15 protein-coding genes and 1 tRNA gene are annotated in these 16470 nt (G+C 40.6%); 15 read left to right on the forward strand and 1 reads right to left on the reverse strand.

Features of this window, described 5'->3' with window-relative positions; genetic code table 11:
- Positions 1-614 (forward strand): c-type cytochrome (locus tag JWQ34_RS10380; RefSeq protein ID WP_299357180.1); only part of this gene is annotated, 614 nt, incomplete at its 5' end.
- 113 nt (positions 615-727) lie between these two features.
- Here the strand turns inward: JWQ34_RS10380 and JWQ34_RS10385 are convergent.
- Positions 728-3277 (reverse strand): DUF5686 and carboxypeptidase-like regulatory domain-containing protein, encoded by a 2550-nt coding sequence (locus JWQ34_RS10385; protein ID WP_299357181.1) that lies wholly within the window; start codon positions 3275-3277, stop codon positions 728-730.
- Positions 3278-3635: 358 nt separating this feature from the next.
- Between JWQ34_RS10385 and kdsA the strand changes: the two genes are divergently transcribed.
- The 14 genes from kdsA (at position 3636) to JWQ34_RS10455 (ending at position 16364) form a co-directional block, all read left to right on the forward strand.
- Entirely contained in the window at positions 3636-4415 is a 780-nt protein-coding gene (gene kdsA, locus JWQ34_RS10390) for a 3-deoxy-8-phosphooctulonate synthase (RefSeq protein ID WP_299357183.1), read from the forward strand.
- 85 nt (positions 4416-4500) lie between these two features.
- Positions 4501-5430: a KpsF/GutQ family sugar-phosphate isomerase gene (locus tag JWQ34_RS10395; RefSeq protein WP_299357184.1), complete on the forward strand. Its 930-nt coding sequence runs from the start codon at positions 4501-4503 to the stop codon at positions 5428-5430.
- Positions 5431-5436: 6 nt separating this feature from the next.
- Positions 5437-6228, forward strand: a complete 792-nt coding sequence (locus JWQ34_RS10400; protein WP_299357185.1) for a helical backbone metal receptor — start codon at positions 5437-5439, stop codon at positions 6226-6228.
- 80 nt (positions 6229-6308) lie between these two features.
- Positions 6309-6390 (forward strand) — tRNA-Leu (locus tag JWQ34_RS10405).
- A gap of 196 nt (positions 6391-6586) precedes the next feature.
- Positions 6587-7444 (forward strand): chromate resistance protein ChrB domain-containing protein, encoded by an 858-nt coding sequence (locus tag JWQ34_RS10410; RefSeq protein WP_299357186.1) that lies wholly within the window; start codon positions 6587-6589, stop codon positions 7442-7444.
- 63 nt (positions 7445-7507) lie between these two features.
- Positions 7508-8491 carry a DUF1259 domain-containing protein gene (locus JWQ34_RS10415; RefSeq protein ID WP_299357187.1) on the forward strand — a complete coding sequence of 328 codons (984 nt, stop codon included), beginning with the start codon at positions 7508-7510 and terminating at the stop codon, positions 8489-8491.
- Between the two features lie 79 nt (positions 8492-8570).
- The gene (locus JWQ34_RS10420) at positions 8571-9752 is read left to right on the forward strand and encodes a chromate transporter (RefSeq protein WP_299357188.1); all 1182 of its coding nucleotides are present in this window, start codon (positions 8571-8573) and stop codon (positions 9750-9752) included.
- Between the two features lie 340 nt (positions 9753-10092).
- A complete protein-coding gene (locus JWQ34_RS10425) occupies positions 10093-11385 on the forward strand; it encodes an MFS transporter (RefSeq protein ID WP_299357189.1) in 1293 nt (430 codons plus the stop codon).
- Positions 11386-11443: 58 nt separating this feature from the next.
- Positions 11444-12778 (forward strand): MFS transporter, encoded by a 1335-nt coding sequence (locus JWQ34_RS10430; protein WP_299357190.1) that lies wholly within the window; start codon positions 11444-11446, stop codon positions 12776-12778.
- Positions 12779-12858: 80 nt separating this feature from the next.
- Complete coding sequence (locus tag JWQ34_RS10435; RefSeq protein WP_299357445.1) at positions 12859-14166, forward strand: MFS transporter; 1308 nt, start codon at positions 12859-12861, stop codon at positions 14164-14166.
- A gap of 56 nt (positions 14167-14222) precedes the next feature.
- Entirely contained in the window at positions 14223-14951 is a 729-nt protein-coding gene (locus JWQ34_RS10440; protein WP_299357191.1) for a (Fe-S)-binding protein, read from the forward strand.
- Between the two features lie 99 nt (positions 14952-15050).
- Positions 15051-15632, forward strand: a complete 582-nt coding sequence (locus JWQ34_RS10445; protein WP_299357192.1) for a DUF4468 domain-containing protein — start codon at positions 15051-15053, stop codon at positions 15630-15632.
- Positions 15633-15791: 159 nt separating this feature from the next.
- Positions 15792-16118, forward strand: a complete 327-nt coding sequence (locus tag JWQ34_RS10450; protein WP_299357193.1) for a DUF4468 domain-containing protein — start codon at positions 15792-15794, stop codon at positions 16116-16118.
- 96 nt (positions 16119-16214) lie between these two features.
- Positions 16215-16364, forward strand: coding sequence for a hypothetical protein (locus tag JWQ34_RS10455; RefSeq protein WP_299357194.1), 150 nt, complete (start codon positions 16215-16217; stop codon positions 16362-16364).
- The last annotated feature ends 106 nt before the right edge of the window (positions 16365-16470 follow it).

The raw sequence follows: 16470 nt of genomic DNA on the forward strand, positions 1-16470 counted from the left end.
TAACTACCGGGGAGAACAAATTTGGCAAAGCCATCTTTCCACTAATGCCTTGGGATCATATAGGGCAGATGGATAAAGAGGACGTGTATAGCATTATTGCTTATTTGCGTTCAATTCCTTCAATTAAAAAAGACATACCGGCGTCAGAAATTGACTTCCCGGTTAATTTTATCACTAATACAATGCCGCATAAGGCAAATTTAGGTAAGCTACAATCGGAAAATGATACCATCAAGTATGGCGCTTACCTTGTTAACGCAGCGGCTTGTGTAGATTGTCATAGTAAAAGATATCATGGGGATATAATCCCTGGGACAGAGTTTGGCGGTGGAATGGAATTTAAACAGCAGGGAGGTGTTGTACATTCTGCAAATATCACACCGGATAAGCTAACCGGTATTGGATCATGGAGTAAAGAAATATTCATCCAGCGATTTAAAAGCTTTGAAGGGCGAGAAAAGCAAGCAGCTAAACTTAACCCCGGCGATCCGCAAATACCAATGCCATGGTATTTATATGCAGGAATGAAGGCCAACGATCTTGCAGCAATCTATGCTTATTTGAGAACTGTTAAACCGATCAACAATCAGGTTATTGCGTTTCAAAAGTTTTGAAAGCTTGGGAACGCGCTCTGTAATGTGATTTTCTGCATACAATGAGGGTCTTTATTTTTGTTTAGCCATATAACTTCTGTAATGTATTTTTTTTCTATGCAAATAAATAACGGCTACAAATCAATATTTAACGTCAATTTAACACCATATTTTGAAACGCCGGGGTGGTCAAGGTAATTGAACCGCCTGATACCATCAACCCGCAATACTTTAAAGATATTGCCAATACCAACGCCTGCTTCGGTATAAGGAATATTCCCTAAGGTATAAGTCCCGGTAGTTCCCGCTACAGGTACCGGGAAATTATATAGGCCGCTGGTCAGCGCCGGATTGTTTTCGGCCCGCAAACCACCATAAAGAGCTTTAAAAGACAAGTACTCACGCCACTTTAAACGATCTATCAACGGAATCTTGTTTAAAAAAAAGCCGTTAAAGCTCTGCGTAACGTTTACACCGGCATAATGATCGTTCACAAACTCCAGGTAATGCATTTGGTTGTAGGCATCCGGCTCATATACAATGGATTGGTTGGCAGAGCTGATATTTAAAAGCGGATAGGGTACTTTGCCTATGATCATCCCGCCAAGCAAGGTAACATCTGCAAACCCCAACTGCGATAAGTAAAAGCGTTTCACTACAGTAGCAATGAAAGATTGATAATTGTTTGTGCCGTTTAATACGCCATTAAGCCCCTGGCTGGCCTGCAATGTAATTACAGGGTATTTATTTTGGATGATATTTCGATCATTGGTGCCCTGGAAAAGCTGTTCATGCGGTGCGTAGCGCAGCGATAAAGTAACAACGCTTGCTGTTATATGATCTATTACCGTTTGCTGCGGATTATTTAAAGTGTACATTAATGCGCCTGCAGCTTGCTGGTTTAGATTATAGAAGCCTATATCAAAAGAAAAATGGTTATCATATTCTTTTACGTAATCCAAATTAAAAACATGCGAGTAAAAATAATATCGGCTTGTTCCGGTCTGGATCGATGACAGCGGCGTGCGGAAATTCTTACCTGTAAAATTATCTCCCGGCAAGGTAATATCATATTGCTGGCTAAGCTTTAAATAATTGTTAGGGTAACGATATTGGGGCGTTTTATTAAATGAGTAATAAACAGTTGCGTTATATTTTAATTGGCGGTCCAGCGTGCCATCAACAAGATAACCTTCTAAATAAATGGTTTTATTAAATTTGGGTGTGGTGCGCCCGCCTACGCCCAGGCGCAAACCTTCTAATGTGTTATAGGATGCAAATTCGCCTGTATTGAACTGGAAAGGCCCGATATCAGCAAAGCCACCGTTGAGTGTAGAAGCAATCCAGGTAGCTCTTTTAAAAGACTTCATTTTTTCAAGCCGACTGACGTGACGATAGAAGTCAGTTTCGCTTTTTAGCAGGGTATCCGGTCGTTGTTTAGCCCAGTAAGCACTATCAGGCTGATTAAAGTTGGGCAAAACCTGTTCGCTTTTGCCCTGGTAAAATAACGGGTCAAGCGGCCGGTCAACCAGGTAGTTGGAATAATAGATTGTCCGTTCACCTTTTACCCCGAACCCCTTGTTTTTTAAAATGCCAAAATCTGCTTTCGCATCGCTTTTAACCAGGAAGTAACGGCCCGAAGCTTGCTTTTGAAAATCCAATATCACTTTCAGGCTGCGCAAAAAATTAATGTTGATCCGGCTGTTCACATTTAACTCGCAGGAGGTTACCGCATAGCTGCCGTTAAGCGAAACCAGTAAATGCCCTTCGAAAAGCAGGTCGCCTTTATTCCGGGGTATAAAACTCAGCTCAACTAAGGTGTCTTTGTCAGACCTGATAGTATCGGTAATAAAAAACTTATAAAAGTCGGGCGAGTGGTCAGCGATGGGGCTTAATAACTGGTTGTTAATGATAAATATATTGTTTTCATAAATATCAATCTGGTCGCCGTAAAGCCGGTTCAGATAGATGTTGATGCCTGCAGTATCTATGAATTTAACAATATTGCTTTCTTTTTGAGCTTCTAATAATTTAATAGCCTTGGCAGGTTCTTTACGCAGATACCAACGGTATCGTTTTTCGCTGAGATACACATTTGCAGACAGTTTTCCTCCGGTGGTATCTAGCATAAACCGATAAGGCCTGAACAAAAAGTTATTCACCAATAGGTGTGGTATATCAAAAAGCGTAAGCCCGATACGCTCATACTGATCAAATTGCAGGTAATCTGCGCGCTGCGCACGGTTAGCGTCTTTATGGGCGATGACCCGCCTAATCAACTCAACTGCCGGGTTATCCTTATTATGATAGGGTTTAGTGCTTCGGGCGTTAATAGCTACTTCTTTAAGCCGTGTCCGGCTTTTTTCCAGTTTAACTTGTACTTCGTTTGCCGTCCCCGGCTCTATTACTCTAATTAGTGACTGATACCCTACGGCGGAGATTACGATGCGTGAAAACGAACCTGAAGCTGATAAAGTAAATTTACCCTCGCTATCCGTGCTGGTGCCTTTATGGGTATTAGCAAAGGTAATACTTACCATTGGCAGCGGCTGCATTGTCTCAGAATCGGTTATCTTGCCATTAACGGTGGTTTGTTGCGCAAAACAGCAAGCCGATGTGAGCAAACAAGTGCACCATAACAGGTATCTCCGGCTAAATAATAATAAATGAGTTAACAATTTCACAAACCAACAACTATAACGTAATTATTAGGCCATACGTTGTATTTAACTCCTAAAATAGGGTTAAATTCTGTTTTAAATTTAAATAATAACAACTACAGATGGGATATCGACCTGCTGCTTGATATATGTTAAAAAAAATGCTACCGGTTTAAGTATAGGTAACTATGTTTTCCAGCCAGAAACAGCAGGTGTTTTTAAATAATATTATTAAACTGATAATCTACCGGTTTATTGTGCTAATTGCGTGGATGCAAAATTACATTAAGAAAAAACGGCCTAAAGGCAATAAATGACATTTGATTATCGCCAATAATTTGTGCAATTAGTGCCTAACCATAAAATTTCTCATCTTTGTTGCATGGCATTGTTTGAACAAATGCGGCAGAAGCCGTTTTTTATATTGGGCCCATGTGTAATGGAAAACCAGGAACTACTTTACACCGTTGCTGATAAAGTAGCCGAATTAGGAGCGAAGTACCCTATACAAGTGATATTTAAATCATCTTTTGATAAAGCTAACCGTACCTCTATACACTCGTATCGCGGACCGGGTATTGAAAAAGGCATGGAGATGCTGCAAAAGATCAAAGAAAAATTTAACTTATCTGTTACTACCGATATACATGAACCCTACCAAGCCGCTATTGCTGCCGAAGTGGTTGATCTATTACAAATCCCCGCCTTTTTATGCCGCCAAACAGATCTGTTGGTTGCTGCCGCCGTTACCGGTAAAATTGTTAATGTTAAAAAAGCACAATTTCTATCGGGTCAGGATATGTTTTATCCGGCTCAAAAAGTTGTAGAGGCTGGTAATAACCAAGTGATATTAACCGAACGTGGCAACATGTACGGGTATAATAATTTAGTTGTCGACTTTAGGAATATCTATGATATGAAAGCCTTTGGCTATCCTATTTGTATGGATTGTACGCACTCTGTACAACGCCCTGGCGGTGCAGGCGGCAAAACAGGTGGCGACCGTACCTTTGTACCCATGATGGCCCTGGCTGCTAAAGCTTTTGGTGCCGATGGCTATTTCATGGAAGCACACCCGGACCCGGACAACGCATTAAGTGATGGCCCGAACATGGTTAAGCTGCACGAGTTAGAAGAGGTGATAAAACCATTAATCGGATAGGGTAAGTTGTACGTATGACGTAGTACGTTATACATAAATAACAATAAATAAAACGTATAACGTACTACGTAACACGTATAATATAATGAAGGATATTGCCAAGAGAGTTTTTGATGTTGAAATAGAATCGCTGCAACACGTTGCTGGGCTTATTGACGATTCGTTTACAACTGTTGTAAACGCTATATTAAATAACACCGGCAAAATTATTGTGATAGGCGTAGGCAAATCCGGCCTTATCGGTAAAAAAATAGCGGCTACATTTTCAAGTACCGGCACGCCAAGTTTGTTTCTGCACCCTGGTGATGCTTTTCATGGTGATCTGGGTATTATCAGCCCTAATGATGCCATTATACTCATATCTTACTCGGGCGAAACGGATGAGGTTTTAAAAGTTATTCCGTTTTTAAAATGGAATAAAAGCCTGATCATCAGTATTACAGGTAATCCAAATTCAACCATTGCTAAAAATAGCGACCATCATTTAAGCATTACTATTACCCGCGAAGCTTGCCCGCTGGCATTGGCACCCACATCGTCAACCACGGCTGCATTGGTTATGGGCGATGCTTTAGCAATAGCGTTGATGGAATCGCGTAAGTTCCAGGAAGAAGACTTTGCACGTTTCCATCCGGGAGGCAGTTTAGGCCGTAAATTATTAACCCGCATTAAGGACCTGATGCGGACTGACAACCTGCCGTTTATACAAATGGATGCTTCGTTTACTGATGTGTTGTTGAGCATGTCTGAAGGTAAATTGGGTATGGTAATGGTTGGCAGCAAAGATCATATTCAAGGCATTATTACTGATGGTGACTTACGCAGGGCCTTGCTACGAAACCAGGATATATCAAAACTATCTGTTGCAGCTATGATGACCGCGGACCCCATTATTATTGATGGTGATGAGTTTGTAAGCCAGGTAGAAGTGCTAATGATGGAAAAGAAAATAACCAACGTATTAGTAGGCAAAAAGCGTAAGATCATTGGAGTTTACCAAATATATACCCAGTAAATTGCTATGGCTGTTTTTTACGATCAGCTAAACAAGCGGGTAGAGCTGCCATCCGTCCCCAAACGAATAATTTCTGTAGTACCATCACAAACCGAGCTGTTGTTCTATTTAGGTTTGGATGTCGAAGTAATCGGCATAACTAAATTCTGCATTCATCCGACAGATAAATTTAAAACGACCACCAAAGTCGGCGGCACCAAGCAGCTAAACATCCAGCAGATTAAAGAATTAAAACCCGATCTGATCATCGCCAATAAAGAAGAAAACGACAAATCACAAATTGAAGAGTTGATACACATTTACCCGGTCTGGATAAGCGACATCAGTAATTTAGATGAAGCGTTGGATATGATAATTAAAGTAGGGGAGTTGGTCGATCGAAATGACAAGTCAGAGCGCCTTGTTAAAGACATCGTTCAACAGTTTAATCAATTTACCACTCCAAAATTAAATTTAAGCGTAGCGTACTTTATATGGCGCAAACCCTACATGGTTGCCGGTAAACAAACCTATATTGATAATTTATTAGAACGTTGCGGCTTAGTTACTGTTTCTAAGGATGACCGATACCCGGAAGTTACAGAACAAATGCTGATCGATGCTAATCCTGATGTGATATTACTTTCATCAGAGCCATACCCATTCACCCAAAAACATATAGAAGAGTTTCAATTATTATTGCCGGATGCAAAGGTAATATTGGTAGATGGCGAAATGTTTTCGTGGTATGGCAGCAGGTTATTGCAGGTGCCGACATACTTTAAACAGTTAATTGAAACTATAACTGCTAAGCAATAAAGGATTTAGCAAAAAAGTGAAATTACAATTTTATATTCTGTCAATTTAATCTATCTTTGCCACTCTAAAAAATCCTAACTGCGGAAGTGGCGTAATTGGTAGCCGCACCAGACTTAGGATCTGGCGCTTCACGGCGTGGGGGTTCGAGTCCCTTCTTCCGCACAATTTGAACTTTTCAAATTTTAATAAGAGCTACTCTAAACAGAGTGGCTCTTATTGCTTGATTACGTGTGTGTTATAATGAGTCTTTCAAATATTGGGGTGTTCTAACTTGATAAGATTTTTCTAATAATTGTAATTATGTTAGAACACCTAAACAATTCTTTTAAGCCGTCTTGTTCTGTTAACTTTGTTCCACATGAAATGGATCACTCGTGAACATCCGAAAATTGACCGAATCGCCTGTCCCTGGCTGATCAAACGGTTTATTGACGTGAATGCCGAAATTATCTACGTACCGTTTGCGGAAGTATTGACCAAAGCTAACGAATTAAATGCGACACCATTTGACCTGCCGGGCGTAGAATACACGCATTATAACGACCAGTGCAGCTTTGATTATTTTATTAAAAAACATCAACTCAAAGACGCGGGGCTTGACCGGGTAGCAGCTATTGTTCGCGGTGCGGATACAGACCGTCACGATTTTGCACCACAGGCTGCGGGGCTGGAAGCGATCTTTTCGGGACTGGCTTACAATATCAAAGACGACCAGGAATTATTGGATTTAGGTATGACTATTTATGACGGGTTATATAGCTGGGCGAAACACCTGCACCAATTAAAGCATACCCAAGCGGGCCCGGTAGAACAAATGTTGCTCGAAGTATATCATAAATATATTAAACAAGGCAAATCCAAAAAAGCACCGGAATGGGCAAAGGAACTGAAAGAAATGATACAGGATCAGTTGGATACCAATATGACCTTAAGTTTACAGCAAGCATCCACTGAATTGGAGATCAACCCTGCTTATCTTTCCCGCGAATTTTCCAAATACTTTGATAATCTGTCATTTGGTGATTATATCCGCAAATTGCGCATCGATAAAGCAAAAAATCTGATGGATACAACAGGCTATTCCCTGACTGAAATCGCTTATCTTACCGGATTTTCCGACCAAAGCCACTTTACCCGGATATTCAAAAAGCAAACCGGGGAAAATCCGTCTGTTTATAAAAGAAATAACAGCAAAAGTAAAAAGAATACCAAATAGTTAAATCCATACAATTTAAAGGCGTTTTTAGTAGGTAGTATTGCATTGTTAACAACTATCAACATGGAAACAAAATTCTCCCGCAGGCAGGCATTGCAGGCCACTGCTGTATTAGGCACAGCCCTACTATTACCTGTCAACAAAATTAATGCGGCCTCATTGCCCTTAACTGCTAAAACCCCTGCTATATCTGCAGATGAAATGGCGGCTATTGATGCTGCTTTAGGTAAAAAAGGCAGCTATAAAGATGCGGAATCTGTATATACGACACCGCTGCCAAGGAATGACCTGAAAATGAAGATCAAAGGCGAACCGGTTCCCATTCCTTTTGGCTTTGGCGGTTGGGTATCGTTCAAAAAGACAGTGGACGGCAAATCTGCGATGGTCATGAGCGATAATGTATTGCTCATGGAAGAAGTAAATCCGTTAATATCTGCCGCACATGCCAACGGCTTAGAGATAGCCGCTATACATAACCATTTCTTTTATGAAGAACCGCGAATATTTTATATGCACATTCATGGCATGGGGTCGGTTGAGGAATTGGCGAAGAAATATGCCAATACCATCCGCGACAGCAAAATATTCCCGGCAAATCAACCCACGCCGTCTGCACCGCTAACAGTTACAGGCAAAGAAAACTTTGACCTGCCTGCATTGGACGCTATTGTAAAATATACAGGGACCGTAAACGGGCCGACCTATAAATACACAATTGGCCGGGCTGACCTGAAAGTAATGGCGATGGGCGTGGAAATGACGACCAATATCGGGCTGAACACCTGGGCATCCTTTGCAGGTAAACAGGATGATGCGCATATCGCAGGTGATATTGCGATGCTGCAAAGCGAGGTCAACACGGTTATTAAAATCCTGCGGGCACATAACCTGGAAGTAGTAGCGGTGCATAACCATATGCTGGGCGATGAGCCGCACATGATTTTTCTGCATTATTATGGCCGTGGCAACGCGGCGACTTTGGCGCAGGGATTTCGGGCTGCTTTAGATGTATTAGGTAAAGCGCCAATGAGCGGCATGAAGATGTAACCCCCGCTTATACTAAATCCTTTAACCTAATTCCTAAACGGCTGAAATAGCCACATGGAATACTTATATCCCACAATTAATGAAAGACACAACCACCAAACCGCAACCAATATACACTTTAAAAGAACTCACTTTATACTATTTAAAACTCGGCACCTGGGGTTTTGGCGGGCCGGTGGCTTTGGTGGGTTATATGCACCGCGACCTGGTGGAAGATAAAGGTTGGCTGACCAAGGATGAATATAAAGAGGGATTAGCCTTAGCGCAACTGGCACCAGGGCCATTGGCAGCACAGTTAGGCATTTACATTGGCTTTGTACATTACGGGCTATTTGGAGCTACCTTAACAGGGCTGGCTTTTGTACTGCCGTCCTTTATCATGGTGGTTTTATTAGGCATGGCCTACCAGTTATACGGCGGACTGGCCTGGATGCAAGCGGTGTTTTATGGCGTGGGCGCAGCGGTTATTGGCATTATCGGTATGAGCGCTTACAAACTAACCGTTAAATCCATCAGCAAGTTTGAGTGGGCTGCCATGAAAGCCAAATGGTTGCTATGGCTGTTTTATATAATTGGAATTGCCATTACCGTAATTACCCAAAAAGAAGAAATCTTATTATTCCTGGCTTGTGGTATTATTTATATGCTGATTAAAGCGCCGCCCCAATGGATCAAAAAACCAACCCTAATTCCAGCCGGGATTTTGTTGAGTGTTGGTTTCTGGAATTATAATGGCAAAATCTTGCAGGAGATCGGTTGGTTCTTTTTAAAAGCAGGTGCATTTGTCTTTGGCAGCGGTTTGGCTATTGTACCATTCCTGCATGGCGGCGTAGTTAAGGAGTTTGGCTGGCTGAATGAAAAGCAGTTTGTAGACGCGGTTGCGGTAGCGATGATTACGCCGGGGCCGGTAGTGATTACCGTTGGCTTCATCGGCTACTTAGTGGCGGGTTTTCCTGGCGCTGCTGTCGCTGCAATAGCTACTTTTCTCCCATGTTATTTGTTTACGGTAGCCTTAGCACCATCCTTTAAAAAGATCGCGAAAAACACCAGTATTAAAGCCTTTGTAGAGGGTATTACCGCCTCGGTGATAGGCGCTTTGGTAGGATCTGTTATTATTATTGGGTTACGTTCTATAATAGATATTCCTACAGCATTAATTGGTATAGCCGCAGTGCTGGCACTAATTTATGTCAAAAAACTACAAGAACCTTACGTCATTGGAATTGCCGCTATCATCGGAGCCCTGATAAAAGTTCTATAATTCCGAAAAACACCGAAAATAATTTTATTTCCCATTCCTATATATCGACTTGATTATCACTAAAATATCTTCAAAGTGTTCTAACTACCGCACAGGTTCCGCATAATCATCAAAAGATACTGCCGTAAGCTTTTATTAAAACAAAAAAGGGGCTACTCCAAAATGAGGGCACTGAAAAAGTCCTTTAAATCCGTTTGTTAGTATCAAACAAAGCTATGATTATATTAAAAAGACGCTTGTATAATAATATCTAATATCTAGCCAAAGACCCGGCTCTCCACCGGGTTTTTGCTTTATAGCCAATTTATATTAAATTTAGAGGCAGATACATTAATCAACAATGCAGCAAACACAATCACCAAATAAACCTACAAATCATTTTAAAGCAGTTTTTAGCGGCTCGGTTGGTAATTTGGTGGAGTGGTATGATTGGTATATCTATGCTATATTCTCGCTTTATTTTGCCGATTCTTTCTTCCCTAAAGAAGACCAGACAGCCCAATTGTTTAATACCGCCGGCATATTTGCCATAGGCTTTTTAATGCGCCCGGTGGGCGGATGGTTAATGGGGGCCTACTCTGACAGGAAAGGACGTAAAGCGGCGCTTACTCTATCCATATTGCTAATGAGCGGCGGCTCATTAATAATCACGATAGTACCGGGATATTCAACGATTGGTATTGCTGCCCCATTAATATTAGTACTGGCGCGTATGATACAAGGTTTAAGCGTAGGCGGCGAATACGGAACATCGACAACCTATTTAAGCGAGATAGCCCCTAAAAACAGGAGAGGTTTGTATTCCAGCTTTCAATACGTAACTACTATAATCGGCCAGCTGATAGCGTTAGGGATTTTAATGTTATTACAGCAATGGTTGCTTACCCCGCAACAACTGGAAAGTTGGGGATGGCGCATTCCATTTGCTATAGGTTCGTTGCTAGCGCTATCTGCTGTTTACCTGCGCCGCAACATGGAAGAAACCAAAGCATTTACCAGCGAAAAGCAAACCGTAGAAAACCGTGGTACGTTTAGCGAACTTAAAAAGTACAAACGCGAATCGTTTATCATTATAGGTTTTACATTAGGACTAACTATTGGTTACTATACCCTTACTACTTATTTGCAAAAGTTTTTAGTTAATACATCAGGCTTTAGTAAAAGCGATTCGACATTAATAATGGTGATAGCCTTATTTGCCTTTATGCTGGCGCAACCCCTGGCCGGTATGCTAGGCGATAGAATGTCGCGTAAAAAAATGATGATTATTGCCGTTGGATTAAGTCTTTTAACCACGGTGCCGGTAATGTTATTGTTAAGTACTATGCATAGCTTTTGGCCGGCAACCATGCTTATCATAATTGCGTTAGTTATTCTAAGTCTGAATACCTCTATATCGGGCATTATAAAGGCCGAGCTTTTCCCGGTTAATGTGCGCTCGTTGGGTGTTGGTTTTCCGTATGCAATAACGGTGGCCATATTTGGGGGCACTGCCGAGCCTATTGCCCTGGGATTTAAAAAATGGGGTTATGCCAATGGGTTCTATTGGTATTTAACTATTTGTATAGCCGTATCGTTTATAAGCATATTTTTTATGCCCGATACCACTAATCATTCAAAATTGGACGAATAAATATAACACTTTTACCTTTTTTGTATTGGCTAAAAATTATATACTTTTAGCCATCACAATGGAAGAGAAAAACAACAAAAAAACCATTTGGGCATGGTGCATGTTCGATTGGGCCAACCAATCCTATAATATGGTGATCACGTCCACCATTTTCCCCGCTTATTATGTAGGTATTACAGCTAACACCAGGTATGGTAAAAACATGGTCAGCTTTTTTGGCCATAAGTTTGTAAATACAGTATTACAAAATTACATTTTAGCTGTATCATACCTGCTTATCGTACTTTTATTGCCGATATTGACTTCTATAGCCGATTATCGTGGCGCTAAAAAATTGTACCTGCAATTGTTTACGTGGGTAGGCGCTTTAGCATGTGCGGGTTTGTTCTTTTTGAAAGAAGGTGGGCCAATAGAGTTTGGAATGATATGCTTTGGTTTAGCTACCATAGGTTACTGCGGCGGGTTTGTTTTCTACAACTCATACCTGCCGCAAATAGCTACACTAGACAAGCAGAATGATGTGAGCGCCAAAGGTTTTATCTATGGATTTGCCGGCAGTATTGTGGTACAATTGGTTTGTTTGGTCGGGGTACTATTTCACGATTCATTTGGTATCACCGAAGATATGGGTGCACGGATTTCGTTTATCATTGTTTTTTTATGGTGGATAGGTTTTGCTATAATCCCATTCAAAATATTGCCCAAAGGCCAACCTAATGCCGGATCTCATAAATTCAATGTATTTACAGGAGGGTTTAAAGAGCTGGCTAAGGTGTTCGGGAAAATCAAAAATATGCCTTTGGTGAAACGGTTTCTGCCTGCATTTTTCTTTTACTCGGTAGGCGTGCAGACTATTATGCTTGTTGCTGCCGAATTTGCGGCAAAAGAATTACACATGAAGGACGATGATTTGATTACTATTATCCTGATTATACAAGTAGTAGCTATAATAGGAGCATGGCTTACTTCCTTAGCATCAAACAAATATGGTAATACAAAATCGCTGATAGTCCTGGTAGTTTTTTGGACTTTTACCTGTTTGAGTGTCTACTATATATCTAACCAAAACCAGTTTTATGTAGCTGCATTTGCAGTTGGGATAGTAATGGGTGGCGTGCAATCGTTGTCGCGTTCAACATACGCCAAATTGTTACCACAAAATATTCCGGACACAGCATCTTATTTTAGCTTTTATGATGCCACCGAAAAACTTTCTATTGTTGTGGGCCTTGCAGTTTTTGCTTTAGTAGAAGATTATACCCATGAAATGCGCGATTCGGCATTAGCATTGGATTGCTTCTTTGTGGTTGGATTGGTCTTATTAATAGCCCTATTTGCAGCTGAAAAGAAAGCTAAGAACGTACCGACAACACTGCAAGCAGAGATAGGATAACGATAATAGATTTGACAACTTTTAAAAAGTTGTCAAATTTAAAACGCCGAACAAGCATTCACTCAATCATTAATTCATTCATTGTGGAGAAGAACAACAAAAAAACCATCCGCGCCTGGGCCATGTTTGATTGGGCCAATTCGGCTTATAATTTGGTTATTACATCAACCATCTTTCCGGCCTATTATGTGGCTATAACGGCTAATAAAGCTAATGGGGATAGAGTGATGTTCTTCGGTAAGAGCTTTGTAAACACGGCTTTATCAGACTATGCTTTGGCGGTATCTTACTTAGTTGTGGCGCTGTTATTACCGATCTTGACTTCGATAGCCGACTACCAGGGCAACAAAAAGATATTCATGAAATGCTTTACCTGGCTGGGCGCGCTCTCCTGCTGTTGCCTGTTCTTTTTTAAGCTAAGTAGTTTGGAATTTGGCATCATTTGTTTTGGCCTTGCGGCGATAGGTTATACCGGCGGGTTTGTGTTTTACAATTCTTATCTCCCCGAAATTGCCACGTTGGATATGCAGGATAAAGTAAGCGCCAAAGGTTTTACGTATGGCTATATTGGTAGTGTTATATTACAGGTAATTTGTTTTGTATTTGTGCTTTTTCCAAAGGTGTTTGGGTTAACGGCTGGTAGTTCGGCACAATTATCGTTTTTACTGGTAGGAGTGTGGTGGATAGGTTTTGCCTATATACCGTTTACCATATTGCCTAAAGGCAGTCCTAATGCGCAAACACATCAGCATAACCTAATTAAAGGCGGTTTTATTGAATTAGGGAATGTTTGGCACCAGGTTAAAAAAATGCCTTTGTTAAAACGCTATTTACCCGCGTTCTTTTTCTACTCGATGGGGGTACAAACCATTATGTTGGTAGCTGCCAGCTTTGGCGCTAAAATATTGCATTTACCTACCGCTAATTTAATAACGGTAGTGTTGATTATACAGTTGGTTGCCATAGTCGGTGCAAACTTAATGTCTAAACTATCAGAGACGTATGGCAATGTATTAGTATTGGCGTTTGTAGTTGTAGTTTGGATATTGGCTTGTGTAGGCGCGTATTTTACAACAACAGCGTTCCAGTTTTATATTTTGGCAGGTGTTGTAGGGATGATAATGGGAGGAATCCAATCACTTTCACGATCAACCTATTCCAAATATTTACCGCAGGATATTCCCGATACAGCATCTTTCTTTAGTTTTTACGATGTTACAGAGAAGCTGGCCATAGTTGGCGGTATGTTTAGTTTTGGTTTTATTGAAGAGTTAACGGGCAATATGCGTAATTCGGCTTTAATGCTTTGCATTTTCTTTTTTATTGGTTTGGTTTTATTAATCTCCTTACATAATGAAGAAAAGCGGCTAAAAACCAATAATCGTTAATTAAAAGCTAAACATAGTTATATAAAACTCATTACTTTTTCTGAAATTAGCGCCCAATGAAGACCGAACTATTTATACCTTGCTTTATAGACCAGCTATACCCCGAAACAGCTTTTAATACCGTTAAACTTTTAGAGAAAGCAGGCTGTACGGTAACATATAACCCGGAGCAAACGTGCTGCGGCCAACCCGCTTTTAATGCCGGTTTTTGGGATGACGCTAAAGAAGTAGGTAGTAAATTTTTGAATGGATTTTCGGAAGATAGTGTTATTGTAGCGCCATCTGCATCATGCACAGGCATGGTAAAAAACTATTATAACGACCTGTTTACCAACACAGTAATACATAACAAGTGCAGAACTATTCAAGGTAATATCTACGAACTTTCAGACTTTTTGGTAAACATATTACAGTTTGATTATTTCGGCGCCGAGCTGGAAGGCCGTGCAGTTTACCATGATAGCTGCGCCGCTTTACGCGAATGCCATATTAAAGCAGAGCCACGTCAATTACTTTCGAAAGTAATTGGGTTGGAGCTGGTTGATCTGCCGCAAGGCGATACCTGCTGTGGTTTCGGCGGTACATTCGCGGTTAAGTTTGATGCCATATCAAGCGCCATGGCGCAACAAAAAGTCGATAACGCGCTATCAGTAGGTGCCGAATATATTATCTCTACCGATGCATCATGCTTATTACACCTGCAAGGCTATATCGAAAAAAACAACCTGCCCATTAAATGTATGCACTTAGCTGATGTGCTGGCGCATGGTTGGGGTAACGTTTAAAATTCAACCTCGATTTATTTTTAATTCCCTTAAACTTCGCTTGGCGTCAGTTGTCAAAAAAACAATTGAACTAACATCTTTTACCTAAAATCATCACTTATGAAAAACCTGATTGTATTAGTATTTATACTGATCACCAAAATCACATTTGCCCAGCAAAAAGATACCGTGGGCCTAAACGTACCTTTTACTAATGGCGAGGTTGCATATCAAAAAGTTTTTAATGCCCCCAATAAATCAGACGCCCTGCTTTTTAGTAATGCCCAGTTATGGTTTGTTAAGCATTATAGAAATCTTAATGCTATCCAAATTCAGGACGATGTTGTCGGTAGGGTGCTCGGAAACGGGGTGGAATTACTGACATTTAAAGGAATGTTGGGGATAGACGGCACCTATGATGTGGATATGGCTATCCAAATAGATTGTAAAAACGGCAGATATCGCGCACGCGTATTTAATATCGTTATTGAAACAGAAGACGCTAATAAGATTAAGAATTTTACCTATGCAGAACAGTTAATGAACAATCTGTTAGGTATCCACATGCCTGTTACAGCAGCTAACAATAGTAATCTCTTTAACAAAAACCAATCTAAGAGGGCGCTTCAAAGTTTAAATGTTTTGGTTGATAATGTCATGGGATCCATCAATCAAACCATGAATGATAGAGATGATTTTTAAAAGCAATGCTGATGCAAGGTTCTCTTCGAGAGATCCTGTTGAGATATTAATAACCAACCTGATAATTGTTTTTTTTTATGTAAATTTCGTTACTTTAACCAGGTAAAAAATTGAGTTTCAGAACGACAACGATATTATAATATTATCAATTATTCCATCATGAGAAAGCTAATTATACTGGTATTTATTGTGATCGCCAAAATCACATTCGCTCAAAACAAAGACACCGTAGGGCTACAAATGCCTTTTGCTAATGGCGAGATTGCTTATCAAAAAACCTTTAAAGCGCCCGGTAAATCAATAACCTCACTCTTTAACAATTCGCGATCATGGTTTGAAAAGCGATACAATGACCTTGACAGTGTAAAAATTCAGGATAGTGCTAACGGGCGCATAGTTGGAACGGGCTGGGAAGTATTGTCTTTTAAAGGCCCCCTGGGTATGGACGTTCCAAGCAGAACCGGGATGATAATTGAAATAAATTAAAAAAATGATAGTTACAGCGTTCATATATCCAGGATTGTTTTAGGGTACCAGGAAGATCCGGAAAAACCACGCACCTATTTTACTGCCGAGGACTTAATGAACCACGTGCTGGGAAAGAAATACCCTAAAGGAACAATTGATCCGGTTCCGTTTAATAAAACACGCTCTAAGAAGGCACTTCAAAGTTTAAATGCATTAACGGCTGCTATGATGGCTTCTATCAATCAAACCATGAATAGTAACTAACTTCTCCATCCTCTCAGGGGCTTCCAAAGGAGACCTATGAAAAAAAATATTATAATTTAGTGCGTAAATCGTAGAGATCGACCGAAAAAAGAGGGAGAAATACAAT

This window comes from Mucilaginibacter sp., assembly GCF_028288185.1.
Lineage (GTDB): Bacteria > Bacteroidota > Bacteroidia > Sphingobacteriales > Sphingobacteriaceae > Mucilaginibacter.